Consider the following 16,052-nt stretch of genomic DNA (forward strand, 5'->3'; position numbering starts at 1 on the left):
TGCTTCCCTTCAGGAACGGTGGATGATGATGTCGCCCCAGTGCGTCCGGGCCCGGATCTCGACCTTCTCGTCGGTCTCCTGCGGGCCGTCGGCACTGGCCAGCTCGTTGCGTACGGCCCCGGTGGCGTCGAGGTCCAGCCAGGCGGCGGTGCCCTCGGGGATGCCGACCTCGACCTTCCCGGCGGCGGTCTGCAGCACCACCTGGCCGCGCACGGCCGCCTCGACCCGGACGCCGCCGTGCGCCGTCTTGGCGGTCAGGCCGCCGCCCGCCCGGCCGACGGTGATGCTGCCGTTGGCGGCGTTCACCCGGGCCGGACCGTCGGCCTTGCCGAGCCAGACGTCGCCGTTGGAGCTCTTGAGCACGGTGCTGCCGGTGACGTGCCCGACCCGCAGGCGGCCGGTGCCCGTGCCCGCCTCGGCGTCGCCGTCGACGCGGTCCACCGACAGGTCGCCCGCGCCGCTGCCGGCCTGCAGCGGGCCGGTGTGCTGCAGGCTGAGGTCGCCGTAGCCGGTGCGGAAGCGGCACTCGCCCAGCCGTCCGGTCGCCCGCAGCGAGCCGAGGGAGGTCGAGCCCTCCAGGCCGGAGCCGGTCGGCACGTGGACTTCGACGTCGATCGAGCCGGGCTTGCCGAACATCGAGCTGGCCTTGGGCGTACGGATCAGCAGCCGTCCGGCGGTGAACTCGACCCGGGTCTGCTCGGCCAGCTTCACCGACTTGGCGTTGTTGTTGCTCGGCCGCACGGTCACGACCGTGTCGGTGCGCTCGGCGGCGTACACGCGGATCTCGGCGACGGCCGCCTGGACATCGACGATGATCGGTTCCGGAGTGTCGAAAGTGGGCATGGTGATCCCCTCGTAACGGGTAGCTTGAGAGAAAGTCCTGGTGAGGGCCGGGTCAGCGGACCCAGCCGGTGTAGCGCCGGCCGCTGTCGGCGACCGGCCTGGCGGCGGGCCGGGGCGCCGGCTCGACACCGAGCATGCCGGCGGCCGCCCGCACCAGCCACGTGTTGACCGACATCCGCTCGCGGGCGGCGGCCTCCTCGATCCGGGCCTTGAGGTCGTCGGGCAGACGCAGGTTGATGCGGGTCATCGGGCCGCGCTCGCCGGAGACGTCGTCGGCCGGGGCGGCGGCCGTGGCGGCGGGTTCGGCGGCGCGGGGCGCCTCGTCCAGGCGCGGGGTGACCACGAAGCCCGGGTCGCGGCCGCGCAGGCGCAGCTCGACCGAGCCCGGCGCCATGTCGCGGGTGATCTCGTCGGCGGCGGCCGACAGCGCTTCGAGCAGCGTCAGCCGCACCGCCGACTCCAGCGGCGCGGTGAGGCGGTCGGCGAGTTCGCGGGCGTCCTCGCCACCGGCCTCGGCGGCGGTGGCGAGCTCGCGGCGCAGCGTCTCGACGTACGGCGTCAAATCCATGACGCCACTATGGCATCAAAATGGCACCACATGCAACCCATTCCGGCTCACGTTGGCGCCACCGGTGCACCGGAAGGGGCCGAACCCGCAGGTCCGGCCCCTTCCGGGGGGTGAGCCAAGATCGGTTCAGGTGGTCCGCGTGCCCCGAGGAACCCCCTCAAGTTTGCGGGGGCCGGGGGGGCGGGGGTTAGAGGGTGCGTTTGTTGAGGAGGCGGTTGGGGGTGCCGGAGAGGGTGCCGGTGACCACGCCGGTGGTGGCGTTGTTGATGATCCAGGCGTGGACGGTGGCCTGGGAGGCGTCGCCGTAGGTCGACTTGTAGAGGACGGCGATGCCCGCCGCGTGCGGGGTGGACATCGAGGTGCCGTTGTAGCTGCCCGTGGTGTTGCCGGGCAGGGTCGACACGATCGCCGAGCCGGGGCCGTAGATGTCGACGCAGGTGCCGGTGGAGGAGTAGCTGGCGCGCGCGTCGGTCGAGGTGGTGGCCGCGACGACCAGGGCGGCGGTCAGGTTGCGCGGCAGCCGGTCGCAGGAGTTGCCGCCGGTGTTGCCCGCCGAGGTGGCCAGGAAGACGCCCGCGTTCATCATGTTGGTCAGCGCGGTGGCCAGTGTCGAGCTGTAGGTGATGTTCCACGAGGTGTTGGCCACGGCGGGCTTGACGTGGTTGGTGGTCACCCAGTTCACCGCCGCGACGGCGCCTGAGGTGGTGCCGCTGCCCGCGCAGTTGAGCCACTTCACGCCGTGCAGCGAGGCGAGCTTGGCCACGCCGTACGAGGTGGAGCCGATGGTGCCCGCGACGTGCGTGCCGTGGCCGTTGCAGTCGGTGTTGTTGCTGTCCACGGAGTTGTAGTCGAACCGCGCCCGGTTGCCGAAGTTCGGGTGGGCGGCGTCCACTCCGGAGTCGATGATGTACGCGTGCACGCCCGCGCCGGTCGCGGTGTAGGTGTAGCTGGCCGACAGCGGCAGGCTGGTCTGGTCGACGCGGTCGATGCCCCAGGCCGGCGGGCTGGGCTGGGTGGTGTCCAGCACGTGGTGGTGCCACGCGTCGCGCTCGATGGAGACTACGTCGGAGCTGTGCGACAGCTCGGCGACCTGCGCGGTGGTGAGCGTGGCGGCGAAGCCGTTGACCGCCCGGCCGAAGTCGATCCGCGCGGTGGCCTTGAGGGCGCGCAGCGCGGTGCCCTTGTCGGCGCCGGGGCGGAAGGTGACGAGGTAGGCGCCCGGGATGACGGTGGTGTCCGCGTCGGCGGCGGGTGCGGTGATCGGGACCGCGATCGCGCGGTACGGCGCCCCGGCCGCGCTCGCGGAGTCGGGCAGGGCCACGAGGGTGACCACGGTGGTGGCGGTGATGGTGGCTAGGGCGAGCAGGCGGTGGCGCCAGGTCCGTGCTGATGACACGTCTTCCTCCACATACCGGTGGACGTCCTGGGTGGACGGCATCTGGCCGGGAGATTACATAGACGTTGTTACGACTATCAATGCTTTGGATGTGACGTTTTCGGTGGTAGGCCGGAACTGGCGTCCCACCGCCACCCCGACTTTCGGTGAGATCGACAGAAGTTCTTGTTGGCACATCCGAAAGTATGGACACGTCGATGAAAAGTCTCTAGGGTGGCCGACATCAATGTTTCGTATGTGTAACCGGCGGCGCGGTTACCCCTAGCCCACCCGGCAACCGGCGCGGCGGCGCGCGCCCTGCCTGGCCTCCCCCAGTCAGGAAGGGTCGGACACCCATGTCCTCCAGACACGCGTTCAGGCGTACCCTCAGACACGCGGCCGCGGCCGCACTGCTGCTCACCGGCCCGGCCCTGGTCGCCGTCGCCACCACCGCCGCCCCCGCGGCGGCGCACACCATCGACCCCACGAAGTTCCAGCAGATAGAGCTGGCCCGGGGCGTCGCCGAGATGGGCGAGCCGATGTCGCTGGCCGTGCTGCCGGACCGGTCCGTGCTGCACACCGCCCGCAACGGCACCCTGCGCCGGACCGACGCCAACGGCACCACCTCGGTGATCGGCACCATCGGTGTGTACAACCACGACGAGGAGGGCCTGCAGGGCGTCGGTGTCGACCCCGGCTTCGCCACCAACCGCTACATCTACCTCTACTTCGCCCCGCCGCTGTCCACCCCGGCCGGTGACGCGCCCGCGACCGGCACCGACTGGTCGGCCTGGCAGGGCGTCAACCGGCTGGCCCGGTTCACCCTCAACGCCGACAACACGCTGAACCTGGGCAGCCAGGTCACCGTGCTGGACGTGCCCGCCGACCGGGGGCTGTGCTGCCACGTCGGCGGCGACATCGACTTCGACGCGGCGGGCAACCTGTACCTGTCCACCGGCGACGACAGCAACCCGTTCGACTCGGCCGGCTACGCGCCGCTGGACGAGCGCACCAACCGCAACCCGGGCTACGACGCGCAGCGCTCGGCGGGCAACACCAACGACCTGCGCGGCAAGATCCTGCGCATCAAGGTGGCCGCCAACGGGACGTACACGATCCCGTCGGGGAACCTGTTCGCGCCGGGCACGGCCAAGACCCGGCCGGAGATCTACGCGATGGGCTTCCGCAACCCGTTCCGGATGAGCGTCGACAAGGCCACCGGTGTCGTCTACGTCGGCGACTACGGCCCCGACGCGGGCACCACCGACGCCAACCGCGGCCCGAGCGGGCAGGTGGAGTTCAACCGGATCACCTCGGCGGGCAACTACGGCTGGCCGTACTGCACCGGCGCCAACACCAGCACCGAGACGTACAACGAGTGGAACTTCAGCAACGGGACCACGGGTGCGAAGTTCAACTGCACCGGCGGGCCGACCAACAACTCGTTCCGCAACACCGGCCTGGCCACGCTGCCCGCCGCGCGACCGGCGTGGATCAAGTACGGCGGGGACAGCGGCACCCCGAGCGAGTTCGGCGGCGGCTCCGAGTCGCCGATGGCGGGCCAGGTGTACCGGTACAACGCCGCCTCCACCTCGACGGTCAAGTTCCCGCAGGACATGGACGGGCTGTTCTTCGCCACCGAGTTCGGCCGGGGCTGGATCAAGCCGATCCACGTCAACGCCGACGGCAGCCGGGGCGCCATCGACGCCTTCCCGTGGACCGGCAAGCAGGTCATGGACTCGGCGTTCGGCCCGGACGGCGCGCTGTACGTGCTCGACTACGGCACCGGCTACTTCAACGGCGACGCCAACTCGGCGCTGTACCGCTTCGAGTACATCGGCAGCGGCAACCGCGCCCCGAGCGCCAACGCCACCGGCACCCCGACCTCGGGCTCGGCGCCGCTGGCGGTCGCGTTCTCGTCGGCGGGCTCCTCCGACCCCGAGGGCGGGGCGCTGACGTACTCGTGGAGCTTCGGGGACGGGACCAGCTCGACGGCGGCCAACCCGAGCCACACGTACACGGCAAACGGGACCTACACGGCGACGCTGACCGTACGCGACCCGCAGGGCGCCACCGGCGGCGACAGCGTGATCATCACCGTCGGCAACACCGCCCCGACCGTGTCGATCAACGTGCCCGGCGACGGGCAGCTGTTCAACTTCGGTGACACTGTCAGCTACTCGATCTCGGTCAGCGACGCGCAGGACGGCACCATCGACTGCGCCAAGGTGAAGCTGACCTACGTGCTCGGCCACGACCAGCACGGGCACGCGATCACCTCGAAGAACGGCTGCTCGGGCACGATGACCATCCCGGTCGACGGCGAGCACGACGACGCGGCGAACATCTTCGCGATCTTCGACGCGGAGTACACCGACGGCGGCGCGCTGACCACGCACGCCCAGGCGATCCTGCAGCCCAGGCACCGGCAGGCCGAGCACTTCGGGGCCTCCAGCGGCATCAACACGTTCACCAAGACCGCGGCCGAGGGCGGCAGGACCGTCGGCGACATCCACAACGGCGACTGGATCTCGTTCACGCCGTACCGGCTGAGCAACGCGACCGGCTTCACGGCCCGGGTGTCCTCCGGCGGCGTGGGCGGCACGCTGCAGGTCCGGGCCGGTTCGGCCACCGGGACCGTGCTCGGTACGGCGACCGTCCCGGTCACCGGCGGCTGGGAGACGTTCGCCAACGTCAGCGGCACCATCGCCGGGGCGCCCAACGGCACCACCCAGCTGTTCCTGACCTTCGCCGGCGGCACCGGAGCGCTGTTCGACCTGGACTCGTTCACGTTCACCACGGCGGCGGGCGTCGGTCCGATCAAGGGCCTGGCCGGCAAGTGCCTGGACGTGCGCAGCGGGTCCAGCGCGGACGGCACCCAGGTGCAGATCTACACCTGCAACGGGACCGGGGCGCAGACCTGGACGGTGAACGGGCAGACCCTGCGGTCGCTGGGCAAGTGCCTGGACATCTCCGGCGGTGGCACCGCGGACGGCACCAAGGTCCAGATCTACACCTGCAACGGCTCCGGTGCGCAGAACTGGACCTACCAGTCCTCGGACCAGACCCTGCGCAACCCGCAGTCGGGCAAGTGCCTGGACGTGTCGGGCAACAACTCCGCCGACAGCACGGTCGTGCACCTGTGGACCTGCGTCGCCGGGGCGGCCAACCAGAAGTGGACGCTGCCCTGACCAGCCGCGGGCCGGGCGGCACCCCCCGCCCGGCCCGCTCCCTCCCTCGTGAAAGGAGCAACTCCGTGCGCAGCATCCTGCGAACCGCGCTCGGCACGGCCGCGGCCGCGCTGACCGTGCTCGCGGCCACCGCCTGCCCGGCGGCGGCCGCCGACGCCCCGTACGACGTGCTGGTCTTCTCCAAGACGGCCGGCTTCCGGCACGACTCGATCGCCGTGGGCACCCAGGCCATCCGCGACCTGGGCGCCGCCAACAGCTTCACCGTCACCGCCACCGAGGACGCCGCCGCCTTCACCACCGCCAACCTGGCGCAGTACGAGGCGGTCGTCTTCCTCAACACCACCGGCGACGTGCTCAACGACGTCCAGCAGACCGCCTTCGAGAGCTACATCCGCGGCGGCGGCGGGTACGTCGGCGTGCACGCCGCGGCCGACACCGAGTACTCGTGGCCGTTCTACGGCAACCTGGTCGGGGCCTGGTTCGCCTCGCATCCGGCGATCCAGCAGGCCAACGTGAAGATCGAGGACCGGGGCAAGGCCGCCACCGCGCACCTGCCGCAGACCTGGACCCGCACCGACGAGTGGTACAACTACCAGACCAACGTCCGGTCCACCGCGAAGGTGCTGGCGACCCTGGACGAGTCGTCGTACACCGGCGGCGGCATGGGCGCCGACCACCCGCACGCGTGGTGCAAGACCATCGACAGCGGCCGGTCGTTCTACACCGGCGCCGGGCACACCCAGGAGTCGTACGCCGACGCCGCGTTCCGGGCGCACCTGCTCGGCGGCATCCGGTACGCGGCCAACCGGAGCAAGGCCGACTGCCGTCCCGAGACCGGCTACACGCCGCTGTTCAACGGCTCGACCACGGGCTGGTCGCAGGCCGGGCCGGGCAGCATGACCAACAGCGACGCCACGCTGACCACGGTCGGCGGCATGGGCCTGTTCTGGTACAGCGCCAAGCAGTTCACCTCGTACTCGCTGAAGCTGGACTGGAAGCTCACCGGCGACTCGAACTCGGGCGTGTTCATCGGCTTCCCGCCGTCGACCGACCCGTGGTCGGCCGTCAACAACGGCTACGAGGTGCAGATAGACGCGACCGACGCGGCCGACCGGACCACCGGCTCGGTGTACACGTTCAAGTCGGCCGACCTCGCCGCCCGCGACGCCGCGCTCAACCCGGCCGGGGAGTGGAACACCTACGAGCTGCTGGTCGAGGGCGAGCGGCTGCAGATCTTCCTCAACGGGAAGAAGATCAACGACTTCACCAACACCGATCCGGTACGGGGCCTGGCCGGGCACATCGGCATCCAGAACCACGGCAGCGGCGACACCGCCTCGTTCCGCAACATCCGGATCAAGGAGCTGGGCGGCCCCACCCCGACCGACGTGACCGTGCAGGCGGAGTCGTTCACCACCGCGAGCGGTGTGCAGGCGTACACCAAGGCGGGCGCGAACAACGGGCAGACGCTCGGCTACGTCGACCCGGGCGACTGGGCCTCGTACGCAGGCGTCAACACCGGCGGGGCGACCAGCTTCCGCACCCGCGTCGTGTCCGGCGGCGCGGGCGGCGGCATCCAGGTGCGCACCGGCTCGACCACCGGCCCGATCCTGGGCACGGTCGCCGTCCCCAACACCGGCGGCTGGAGCACGTACGCCAACGTCAGCGCGCCGCTGACCAACGTGCCGACCGGCAACCAGACGCTGTTCCTCACGTTCACCGGCACCGGCACCGGCCTGTTCGACGTCGACGACTTCACCCTGGTCAAGACGGCGACCCCGGGCACCGGCCCGGTGAAGGGCCTGGCCGGCAAGTGCCTGGACGTGCGGGGCTCCGGCACCGCCGACGGCACCCAGATCCAGATCTACACCTGCAACGGCTCGGGTGCGCAGAACTGGACCGTCAGCGGGCAGACGCTGCGGGCCCTGGGCAAGTGCCTGGACATCTCCGGCGGCGGCAGCGCCGACGGTACGAAGGTCCAGCTGTGGACCTGCAACGGGTCCGGTGCGCAGAACTGGACCTACCAGTCCTCGGACCAGACCCTGCGCAACCCGCAGTCGGGCAAGTGCCTGGACGTGTCGGGCAACAACTCCGCCGACAGCACGGTCGTGCACCTGTGGACCTGCGTCGCCGGGGCGGCCAACCAGAAGTGGACGCTGCCCTGATCTGATCGCGGGCCGGGCGGCTGAGTCGCCCGGCCCGCGCCATTCGGCAAGTTTCCGCAGGTCAATGGCGTGGCGATGACGGATCGGATCACGACGGTCTCCGTACGATCTGGCCAATCGTTGCGAAAGGTGACCAATGCGAAAGATGGAACGGGCCGCGGTCGTCGCCGCGGCCCTGCTCACCGCCGCGCTGACCGGCGCGGCTCCTTCCTGGAGCGCCGCCGCTGCCGGTGAGCAGACCTACGACGGCGCCGGGACCTACACCTTCGACCTGCCCCAGGGCGTCGCCGTGACCCTCGAACTGTGGGGCGCGGGCGGCGGAGGCGGCGGGGGCCTCGCCGGAGGCGGCGGGGGCGGCGGCGGGGGCGGCGGCAAGGCCCTGCTCGGCCGGGGCGGCGGCGGTGGCGGGGGCGGCAGCTCCGGCGGCGGCGGCGCGGGCGCCGGATCAGGCGGCGCGGGCCAGTACGTCAAATGCGTCCTACCCGCCGATTTTCCACCGGCGAAGCTCGCCATCGTGATCGGCCGGGGCGGCAGCGGCGGCCGGGGCGCGACGGGCGTCGCCGGTGGCGCGCCCAGCGCACCGGGCGGCAACGGCAGCCCCGGCCAGTCCAGCGCGGCCGGTTCCGACGGCGGCGACGGTGCGATGACCGAGGCCAGCGTCCTGCTCAACGGCACTCCGCTGACCCTGACCAACGCGGCCGGCGGTGAGGGCGGCAAGGGCGGCCCGGTGTTCACCGGCAACGGCCCCGGCGGGCAGGACGCCACCGGGTCGCGGCCCGGCCAGACCCGGCCCGGCGGCCTGGGCAGCACCACCCCGGGCGAGGGCGGTGCGGGCGGCCACGGCGCCGTGCTGTCCGCGCGCCTGTGCGGGGGAGTCGACGGCGCCGACGGCCTCCCGGGCCAGCACGGCACCGACGGCACCGGTGGTGCGTCCGGCGCCGACGGCGCCACCAGCGGCAACGGTGGCGCCGGTGGCGCGGGCGCGTCCGTGGCCGGCACCGGCGGCGCGGGCGGCCCCGCGACCGGCGGCGTTCCGCACGGTGTCGGCGGTGCCGGTGGCGCGGGCGGCAGGGGCGGCAAGGGCGGCGCGGGCGGCAACGGCGCGTACAGCGGCAGCCTGGCCGCCCTGGGCGGCGCCGGTGGCGGCGCCTCCTCGGCCGGATCCCCCGGCCTGGTCGGCGCCGACGGCCACGCCCGGCTGACCTGGTGAGTCGACAGCCCACACCTCATCGGATGTACGTACATCCGATGAGGTGTGGGCTCGCACCCGTCATCTCGTGCGGAACGGGGCGGCGACCCGGCGCACCAGGTCGGCGGCGCCCCAGTCGTCGTCGCCGTGCGCGATGACGCTCAGGGCCTCACGCAGGAACATCAGCTCCATCCGGTCCCGCCAGCCGTCACGCAGCGGCGCGATCTCGCCGTACGCGTCGAAGAAGCGGTCTTTGCCCGGCACCGGCGGCGAGCACCACAGCATGCCCAGGTCAACCTCCGGCCAGGTGTAGGAGACCGCCGGGTCGATCAGCACCGGCCGCCCCAGATCGTCGGCGACGACGTTGCCCGCCCACAGGTCGCCGTGCGTCAGCGCCGCAGGCTGCGGCGGCACGAGCTGCGGGAGCGCGGCGCACAGCCGCTCGAGCGCGGCCCGGTCCGCGTCGTCGAAGGCCGCCCGGACCAGCGGCTCCGGCAGCCAGCGCAGGATGCGCCGCTGCGCGAAGAACGCGTACCCGTCGTCGTGCCAGGTGTTGTCCTGCCGCAGCCGGCCCAGCCACCCGTCCCGGTGCCAGCCGTGCCGCTCGCCGACGGCCCCGGTGTGCAGGCGCGCGACCAGGTGCCCGAGCCGCTCCCAGAACAGCGGGCCGTCCGGTCGGGGCCGCTGCGCCGCGAGCACCAGCAGGTCCTCGGCGACCAGCAGCACCTCGGGCGTCGCGGCGCCGCCGACGTCACGCAGCTCGCGCAGCCCGGCCGCCTCCACCTCGAACAGGTCGCCGCCCGCGGCGTCGGCCGTCTTGGCGAACACCACCCGCCCGTCGTCCAGGGTCGCCAGACCCGCCGTGGCGATCACGCCGCCGCCGGCGGCCGCCACCTCGCGCACGGCAAATCCGGCCTCGCCCAGGCGCCGGGCCAGCCTCGCCACCTCGGTCACAGTCGACATTCTGCCGCGACCGCCGCCAGCCCTCCAGCGGTCCCTAGACGTGCAGGCTGCGGCCGCCGTCGACGGTGATGCGCTGGCCGGTGACGAACCCGGCGCCGGCGGAGGCGAGGAAGCTCACCACGTGCGCGACGTCCTCGGGCGTACCCATCCGGCCGGAGGGGACCGTGGCCAGGTAGCCGTCGGTCTGGCTGCCCTCGTGCCGCTCCACCGGGATCCAGCCCGGCGCGACCGTGTTCACGGTCACCCCGTGCGGGGCCAGCTCGTGCGCCCAGGCGCGGGCCAGGCCGATCTGGCCGTTCTTGGCCGTCGCGTACGCCGACCAGCCCACCGGCGGGCGGTCGGCGAGCTCGGAATCGATGTGGATGATGCGGCCCCAGCCGCGCTTGATCATGCCGGGGGACAGGGCGCGGCCGAGCAGCACCGGACTGCGCACGAAGAACGCCAGCTGATCCAGGTGCGCCTGCCAGTCCGCCTCGGCGACGACCGCCTCGGGCTGCGGCCCGGTGGCGTTGAGCACCAGCACGTCGATCGGGCCGAGGTACCGCTCGACGGAGGCGGCCAGCTCGGCGACGGCGGCCTCGTCGGTCACGTCGGCGGCGAACGCGGCCGCGGTGCCGCCCTCGGCCTGGATCTCGTCGACCAGCTGCGCCAGCGGTCCGCCGCAGCGACGGCTGTTGACCGCCACCGCCATGCCGTCGCGGGCCAGCCGCTTGGCGACGGCCCGGCCCAGGCCGCGGGAACTGCCGGTGATGAGCGCTACGCGCTTGGGAGCTGCCACGGCGATCGATCATCCCCTCACCCCACCCCCCATCACCACCCACTGCGACCCCCATCACCCGCTCAGAGCGAAGGAAGGGCCCCTTCTTATCGCTTTCCGAGATAGAAGGGCCCCTTCTTAACCGGCGGCCAGCCGGCTGTGATCGCTGCGGAAAATGGGCGGCCGCGGGCTGGTGCGGCGGCTACCGTCGTGGTCCGTGACAGGGACACCGGCGCGGCAGATCCGCGCCCACTACGACGAGGACTCGATCACCGTCTACCAGGCCTACTCGCCGGTCATCGCCGGACCGGCCGCGGCGGCGGGGCGGTTCTCGACCGGCTTCAAACGGGACCGGATGACCTGGATCAAGCCGTCGTTCCTGTGGATGATGTACCGCAGCGGCTGGGCGGCCAAGCCCGGCCAGGAGCACGTGCTGGCGATCCGGATCCGACGCGACGGGTTCGCCTGGGCGCTGGCCAACAGCGCGCTGAGCAGCTACGAGCCCGACGTGCACGCCGACCGGGCGCAGTGGAAGCGGTCGCTGCGGGCCCCGGTGCGCGTGCAGTGGGACCCCGAGCGCGACCTGCACCTGCGGCCGCTGCCGTACCGGGCGATCCAGATCGGGCTGTCGGGTGAGGCCGTCCACCGGTACGTCGACGAGTGGACGCTGGGCATCGAGGACGTCACGGCCGCCTGCCGCGAGATCCGCGCCCTGATCGGGGCGGGCGACCTGGCGGGCGCCGCGGCCCGGTTGCCGGCCGAACGGCCGTACCCCCTGGAAGTCCCGTCTGTCGCACCGTGATCAGGGTGTGCCGGCGCGCATGGCCTGCCACTTCGCGACCAGGGCGGCGATCTCGTCCTGGAGGAAGACGAAGAACTCGGTCATCTCGGTGAGCCGGGCGCCCGCGGCGGTATCGGCGCCGACCGCGCCCACGCCCTCGGCCATCACGTCGGCGACCACTTTGTACACGCCGCCCTTGGCGACGCTGGCCATGTACCAGGAGTTGCTGACCGACCGGTAACGGGTGCTGCGGGAACCGGGGACCGGCTCCCGCAGCACCAGACCGACCTGGACCAGGTAGCGCACGGCGTCGGAGGCGGCGGCGGGGCTGACGCCCAGCCACTCGCCGAGCTGCGCGGCGGTCATCACCCCGTCCTCGGCGCAGGTCAGGGCGCCGAGGACCCGCGCCGGCATCCGGGGGAAGCCGAGATCGGACAGGGTCATCGCCAGGTGCTCGACGAAACGTCGGACCGCTTCCTCGTCACGTTCGGCCATCCGCACATCCTCCATCACCGGTCGCGCCGACCGCGGGCGGCGCCGTCGCGTGTCAGGTGGTCAGGTCGCGCCGCCGGAACAGCGCCATCCCGGTGGCCGCCAGCGCGATCGCGAACCCGAGCAGGGCCAGGATCGGCGTGGCGGTCGGCTCCACGGCCGGGATCTTCGGCACGTGCGTGAACGGCGACAGGTCCCGGACCACCTGCGGCAGTCCGAACAGGTCGCCCAAGAGCCCGCAGGTGATGCTCACCACCAGCGCCGCCCAGGCCAGGCCGACGGTGTACCGGGGCAGCGCGCCGAAGACCAGCAGCACGAACCCCGCCACCACCAGCGCGCCCGGCAGCTGCGCCAGACCGGCCCCGGCCAGCGTCAGCACGCCGACGTCGCCACCGGCCGCGGCGTCGGCCACGCCCATGAACACCCCGGCCAGCACCAGCAGCACCGCCGCACCGACGACCGCCCAGATCAGGTGGGTGGCGACCCACCGGATCCGGCCGACGGCGGTGGCCAGCAGCGCCTCGGCGGTGCCGCCGCTCTCCTCGGCGCGCAGCCGCAGCAGCGCCTGGATCACGAAGCCCGCCGCGAGCACGCCGTACACGTTCATCATGGCGGCGAAGAAGACGTCGACCAGGCTCGGTCCGCCGCCGCCCGCGAGGCCGTTGATCATGTCGACCACGCCCTCGTTGCTGCCGAGGGAGTCCTTGACGGCCTTGCCCAGCGAGCCGATGCCCAGGCCGAACACGGCGCTGCCGATCACCCAGCCCAGCGTCGAGCCGCGGTTGAGCCGCCAGGCCAGGCCGAGCGGGCCGCGCAGCGTACCGCCGGCGGTGGCCGGTCCGGGCCGGTCGGCGATCAGGCCCGCACCCACGTCACGGCGGTCCACCAGCGCGAACGCGACGGCGACGAGCACCGCCCCGAGCGCCACCGGCAGCGCGAGCACCCACCAGCGCTCCTGCCCGTACGGCCGCGCCAGTTCGCCCCAGCCCAGCGGCGACACCCAGGTGAGCCAGCCCGGGTCGACGGAGATGCCGTCGGCGGCCCGCTGCCCGAGCGCGTCGCCGATGCCGCGTACCAGGTAGGCGACGCCGACGGCGGTGGCCGCGGCCCCGTTGGCGGCCCGCGCGCCCTGGAACAGCTGGGCGGTGACGGCGGCGATCGCCGCGAAGGCCAGTCCGGTGACGGTGCAGGCGGCGCCGAAGGCCAGCGCCCCTTCGGCGTCGAGCTTCGCGCCGAGCAGGCTGCCGGTCACGACCAGCCCGAACAGCACGTTCGCGGCACCGATGACGATCAGGGCGGCGGTGAGCGGGGCGTGGCGGCCGACCGCGCCCGCGCCGATCAGCTCGGCCCGGCCGTTCTCCTCGTTCTGCCGGGTGTGCCGGACCACGGCGAACGTGCTCATCAGGGCCGCCACCACGAGCAGCGTGGCGAGGTTGCGGAAGTTGACCAGCGCACCGAGCGAGCTGCCGACCGGCACACCGCGCATGACCAGGATGGCGGCGCTGGAGCCCGCACCCTTCAGCGCGGTGATCCGGGACTCCTCGGTGGCGAACTCGCCGGCCACCGCACTCGTCCCGGCCGACATCAGCGCCCCGGCGGCGACGATCCACACCGGCAGCTGGATGCGGTCGCGCCGGGCCGCGAGCCGGACCAGCCTGCCGGTGCCCGCGTAAGCGTTCACCGTGCCGCCTCCGCCTCGGCGGGCTGCCGGCCGTAGTGGCGCATGAACAGCTCCTCCAGCGTCGGCGGCTGGCTGGTCAGCGCCTTGATGTCGAGGGTGGCCAGGTGGGCCAGCACGCCGGGCAGCGCGGCCGCGTCGACGTCGAAGCGGGCGCGGGTGGTGTCGGCGTCCAGGTCGTGCACGCCCGCCAGCTCACCGAGCCCCGTCAGCGGCCGCCCGGCCTCGACCGTGATCGTGGTACGGGTCAGGTGGCGCAGCTCGGCCAGCGTGCCGGACTCGACGGTCACGCCCTCGCGGATGATGCTCACCCGCGCGCAGAGCGCCTCCACCTCGGAGAAGATGTGGCTGCTCAGCAGTACGGTGGCGCCGCGCGCGGTCACCTCGCGCACGGTCTGCTGGAACGCCGCCTCCATCAGCGGGTCCAGTCCGGAGGTCGGCTCGTCGAGGATGAACAGCTCGACGTCGGAGGAGAACGCGGCCACCAGCGCCACCTTCTGCCGGTTGCCCTTGGAGTAGGTGCGGCAGCGCTTGGTGGGGTCGAGCTGGAACCGCTCCTGCAGCTCGGCGCGCCGCGCCTTGTCCAGGCCGCCGCGCAGGTCGCCGAAGAGGTCGATCGCCTCACCGCCGGTGAGGTTGGGCCACAGGTTCACGTCGCCGGGCACGTATGCCAGGCGCCTGTGCAGCGCGACGGCGTCGCGCCAGGGGTCGCCGCCGAGCACGTGGACCTGGCCGGAGTCGGCGCGGAGCAGGCCGAGCAGGACGCGGATGGTGGTGGACTTCCCGGCGCCGTTGGGCCCGAGCAGGCCGTGCACCTCGCCGGTGGCGACCGTCAGATTCAGGCCGTCGAGCGCACGGCTGCGCCCGAACGCCTTGGTCAGACCGGTCGCGGAGATCGCGTTCGTCATACGCCTGAACGTACGCTTCTTTCAGAACTTCGTGAAGGTTCTGGTTCGTCGAAGTTTTGTACACCCCGTCACGGCGGCGGGCGCCGGGTCGGGGGTAAGGAAGGGCCCCTTCTTATCGCAATGCGTGGTGGAAGGGACCCTTCCCAACCGGGGGTCAGGCGGGCGGCAGGTGGAGGTAGAGGCGGGTGCCGGTGGGGCGGAAGCCGAGGCGCTCGTAGACGCGGCGCGAGCCGTCGCCGGAGTACTCCAGCCATACCGAGGAGGCGTCCTGGTCGAACATGGCCGCGGCGACGGCGGCCGTCACGGCGGCGCCGACGCCCCGGCCCCGGTACGGCGGGCGGGTGCCCACCCCCGCCAGCTCGGCGGTGCCGACGGCCGTCGCCGAGCAGGTGGCGGCGCCCGCGCAGCCGCCGTCCGGCGCGCGGACGAACCGCACCGCGCCGCCGCCCTCCTGCACGCGGCGCAGCCGGGCCGCACCGGCCGCCGACGCGGCGAACTCGCCTGAGAAGGCCTCGGCGAGGGCGCCGTCGATCGCCAGGTAGTCGTCCTCGGAGCGCGGTGCCTCCGGGACCGGGCCGCCGCCGGGCGCGGTGAAGGTGTCCGGGGTGCAGACCAGGAACTCGTGCGTCTGCTCGACGGTGAACCCGGCCGCGTACAGCGCGGGGGCTACGGCGGGAGCGGCCTGCGGGGCGAACTCCAGCCGCGGCAGCAGGCCGCGCTGGCGGAAGGCGGCGACCAGCGCCCGGACGTCGGCGCCGGTCGGGGCGGCGTCGGGCAGGGGAGTGGCGTAGTTGACGTACGGGCTGGTGGTGTCGGGATCGAAGCCGCAGACGAAGCCCGGAACCTCGACGACCAGCGGACGGCGGCGGAGGTTGGCTACGGCGAACTGCTGGACGGTCTTGTCCATGGTGGTGGTTGATCCTCACGGAAGAAAGCGGTGGCACGCGCGGAGACAGGCGTCATCTGCGCGTGAAAGGTCCGAACCGGTCGGTGCGCTCGGGCACCGGGCTGTCGGGCCGCCGTGAGAGTGGGGCTGGGCACTGGTCGCGCCATCGCCGTGAGGCGCTGGGGCAGTGCTACCGGCGGCCGCTGCGGGACGCCGAGTCCATGGACTTCGTTCCTAACCGTGGATGGCCTCAGGG

13 protein-coding genes are annotated in these 16,052 nt (G+C 72.7%); 4 read left to right on the forward strand and 9 right to left on the reverse strand.

What is annotated here, in order from left to right; genetic code table 11:
* Positions 1-9: 9 nt before the first annotated feature.
* The 3 genes from QEZ54_RS11480 to QEZ54_RS11490 all read right to left on the reverse strand — a co-directional run bounded on the left by QEZ54_RS11480 (position 10) and on the right by QEZ54_RS11490 (position 2,807).
* Positions 10-843, reverse strand: a complete 834-nt coding sequence (locus QEZ54_RS11480; RefSeq protein ID WP_281304524.1) for a DUF4097 family beta strand repeat-containing protein — start codon at positions 841-843, stop codon at positions 10-12.
* A 52-nt stretch (positions 844-895) separates the two neighbouring features.
* Positions 896-1,411 carry a toxin-antitoxin system HicB family antitoxin gene (locus tag QEZ54_RS11485; RefSeq protein WP_281304525.1) on the reverse strand — a complete coding sequence of 172 codons (516 nt, stop codon included), beginning with the start codon at positions 1,409-1,411 and terminating at the stop codon, positions 896-898.
* A 187-nt stretch (positions 1,412-1,598) separates the two neighbouring features.
* Positions 1,599-2,807, reverse strand: coding sequence for a S8 family peptidase (locus tag QEZ54_RS11490; RefSeq protein WP_281304526.1), 1,209 nt, complete (start codon positions 2,805-2,807; stop codon positions 1,599-1,601).
* 335 nt (positions 2,808-3,142) lie between these two features.
* Between QEZ54_RS11490 and QEZ54_RS11495 the strand changes: the two genes are divergently transcribed.
* The 3 genes from QEZ54_RS11495 to QEZ54_RS11505 all read left to right on the forward strand — a co-directional run bounded on the left by QEZ54_RS11495 (position 3,143) and on the right by QEZ54_RS11505 (position 9,352).
* Positions 3,143-5,977 (forward strand): PQQ-dependent sugar dehydrogenase, encoded by a 2,835-nt coding sequence (locus QEZ54_RS11495; protein WP_281304527.1) that lies wholly within the window; start codon positions 3,143-3,145, stop codon positions 5,975-5,977.
* A gap of 65 nt (positions 5,978-6,042) precedes the next feature.
* Entirely contained in the window at positions 6,043-8,142 is a 2,100-nt protein-coding gene (locus QEZ54_RS11500; protein WP_281304528.1) for a ThuA domain-containing protein, read from the forward strand.
* 136 nt (positions 8,143-8,278) lie between these two features.
* Positions 8,279-9,352 carry a hypothetical protein gene (locus tag QEZ54_RS11505; RefSeq protein WP_281304529.1) on the forward strand — a complete coding sequence of 358 codons (1,074 nt, stop codon included), beginning with the start codon at positions 8,279-8,281 and terminating at the stop codon, positions 9,350-9,352.
* A 60-nt stretch (positions 9,353-9,412) separates the two neighbouring features.
* Here the strand turns inward: QEZ54_RS11505 and QEZ54_RS11510 are convergent, their stop codons facing one another.
* Both QEZ54_RS11510 and QEZ54_RS11515 read right to left on the reverse strand, forming a co-directional pair.
* Entirely contained in the window at positions 9,413-10,285 is an 873-nt protein-coding gene (locus tag QEZ54_RS11510; protein WP_281304530.1) for a fructosamine kinase family protein, read from the reverse strand.
* A gap of 43 nt (positions 10,286-10,328) precedes the next feature.
* Positions 10,329-11,072: an SDR family oxidoreductase gene (locus QEZ54_RS11515; protein WP_281304531.1), complete on the reverse strand. Its 744-nt coding sequence runs from the start codon at positions 11,070-11,072 to the stop codon at positions 10,329-10,331.
* Positions 11,073-11,268: 196 nt separating this feature from the next.
* On the opposite strand from QEZ54_RS11515, the gene QEZ54_RS11520 reads away from it, so the two are divergent.
* Positions 11,269-11,853: a DUF4291 domain-containing protein gene (locus tag QEZ54_RS11520; protein WP_281304532.1), complete on the forward strand. Its 585-nt coding sequence runs from the start codon at positions 11,269-11,271 to the stop codon at positions 11,851-11,853.
* On the opposite strand, the gene QEZ54_RS11525 is transcribed toward QEZ54_RS11520, so the two are convergent.
* The 4 genes from QEZ54_RS11525 to QEZ54_RS11540 all read right to left on the reverse strand — a co-directional run bounded on the left by QEZ54_RS11525 (position 11,854) and on the right by QEZ54_RS11540 (position 15,817).
* On the reverse strand, positions 11,854-12,327 hold the full coding sequence (locus QEZ54_RS11525) for a MarR family transcriptional regulator (RefSeq protein ID WP_281304533.1): 474 nt from the start codon (positions 12,325-12,327) through the stop codon (positions 11,854-11,856). It abuts the gene before it with no gap.
* A 52-nt stretch (positions 12,328-12,379) separates the two neighbouring features.
* Positions 12,380-14,005, reverse strand: coding sequence for an anibiotic ABC transporter (locus QEZ54_RS11530; protein WP_281304534.1), 1,626 nt, complete (start codon positions 14,003-14,005; stop codon positions 12,380-12,382).
* On the reverse strand, positions 14,002-14,910 hold the full coding sequence (locus QEZ54_RS11535) for an ABC transporter ATP-binding protein (protein WP_281304535.1): 909 nt from the start codon (positions 14,908-14,910) through the stop codon (positions 14,002-14,004). Before QEZ54_RS11535 ends, QEZ54_RS11530 begins: the two co-directional genes overlap by 4 nt.
* Before the next feature lie 154 nt (positions 14,911-15,064).
* On the reverse strand, positions 15,065-15,817 hold the full coding sequence (locus tag QEZ54_RS11540) for a GNAT family N-acetyltransferase (RefSeq protein WP_281304536.1): 753 nt from the start codon (positions 15,815-15,817) through the stop codon (positions 15,065-15,067).
* Positions 15,818-16,052 lie beyond the last annotated feature (235 nt).

The organism is Catellatospora sp. KI3 (assembly GCF_029948125.1).
In the GTDB taxonomy this organism is placed as follows: Bacteria; Actinomycetota; Actinomycetes; order Mycobacteriales; family Micromonosporaceae; genus Catellatospora.

Excerpts from the sequence above, each read along its gene's own strand:
- QEZ54_RS11480 (WP_281304524.1), bottom strand. The coding sequence starts at position 843 with ATGCCCACTTTCGACACTCCGGAACCGATCATCGTCGATGTCCAGGCG.
- QEZ54_RS11485 (WP_281304525.1), bottom strand. The coding sequence starts at position 1,411 with ATGGATTTGACGCCGTACGTCGAGACGCTGCGCCGCGAGCTCGCCACC.
- QEZ54_RS11495 (WP_281304527.1), top strand. The coding sequence starts at position 3,143 with ATGTCCTCCAGACACGCGTTCAGGCGTACCCTCAGACACGCGGCCGCG.
- QEZ54_RS11505 (WP_281304529.1), top strand. The coding sequence starts at position 8,279 with ATGCGAAAGATGGAACGGGCCGCGGTCGTCGCCGCGGCCCTGCTCACC.
- QEZ54_RS11525 (WP_281304533.1), bottom strand. The coding sequence starts at position 12,327 with ATGGCCGAACGTGACGAGGAAGCGGTCCGACGTTTCGTCGAGCACCTG.
- QEZ54_RS11535 (WP_281304535.1), bottom strand. The coding sequence starts at position 14,910 with ATGACGAACGCGATCTCCGCGACCGGTCTGACCAAGGCGTTCGGGCGC.
- QEZ54_RS11540 (WP_281304536.1), bottom strand. The coding sequence starts at position 15,817 with ATGGACAAGACCGTCCAGCAGTTCGCCGTAGCCAACCTCCGCCGCCGT.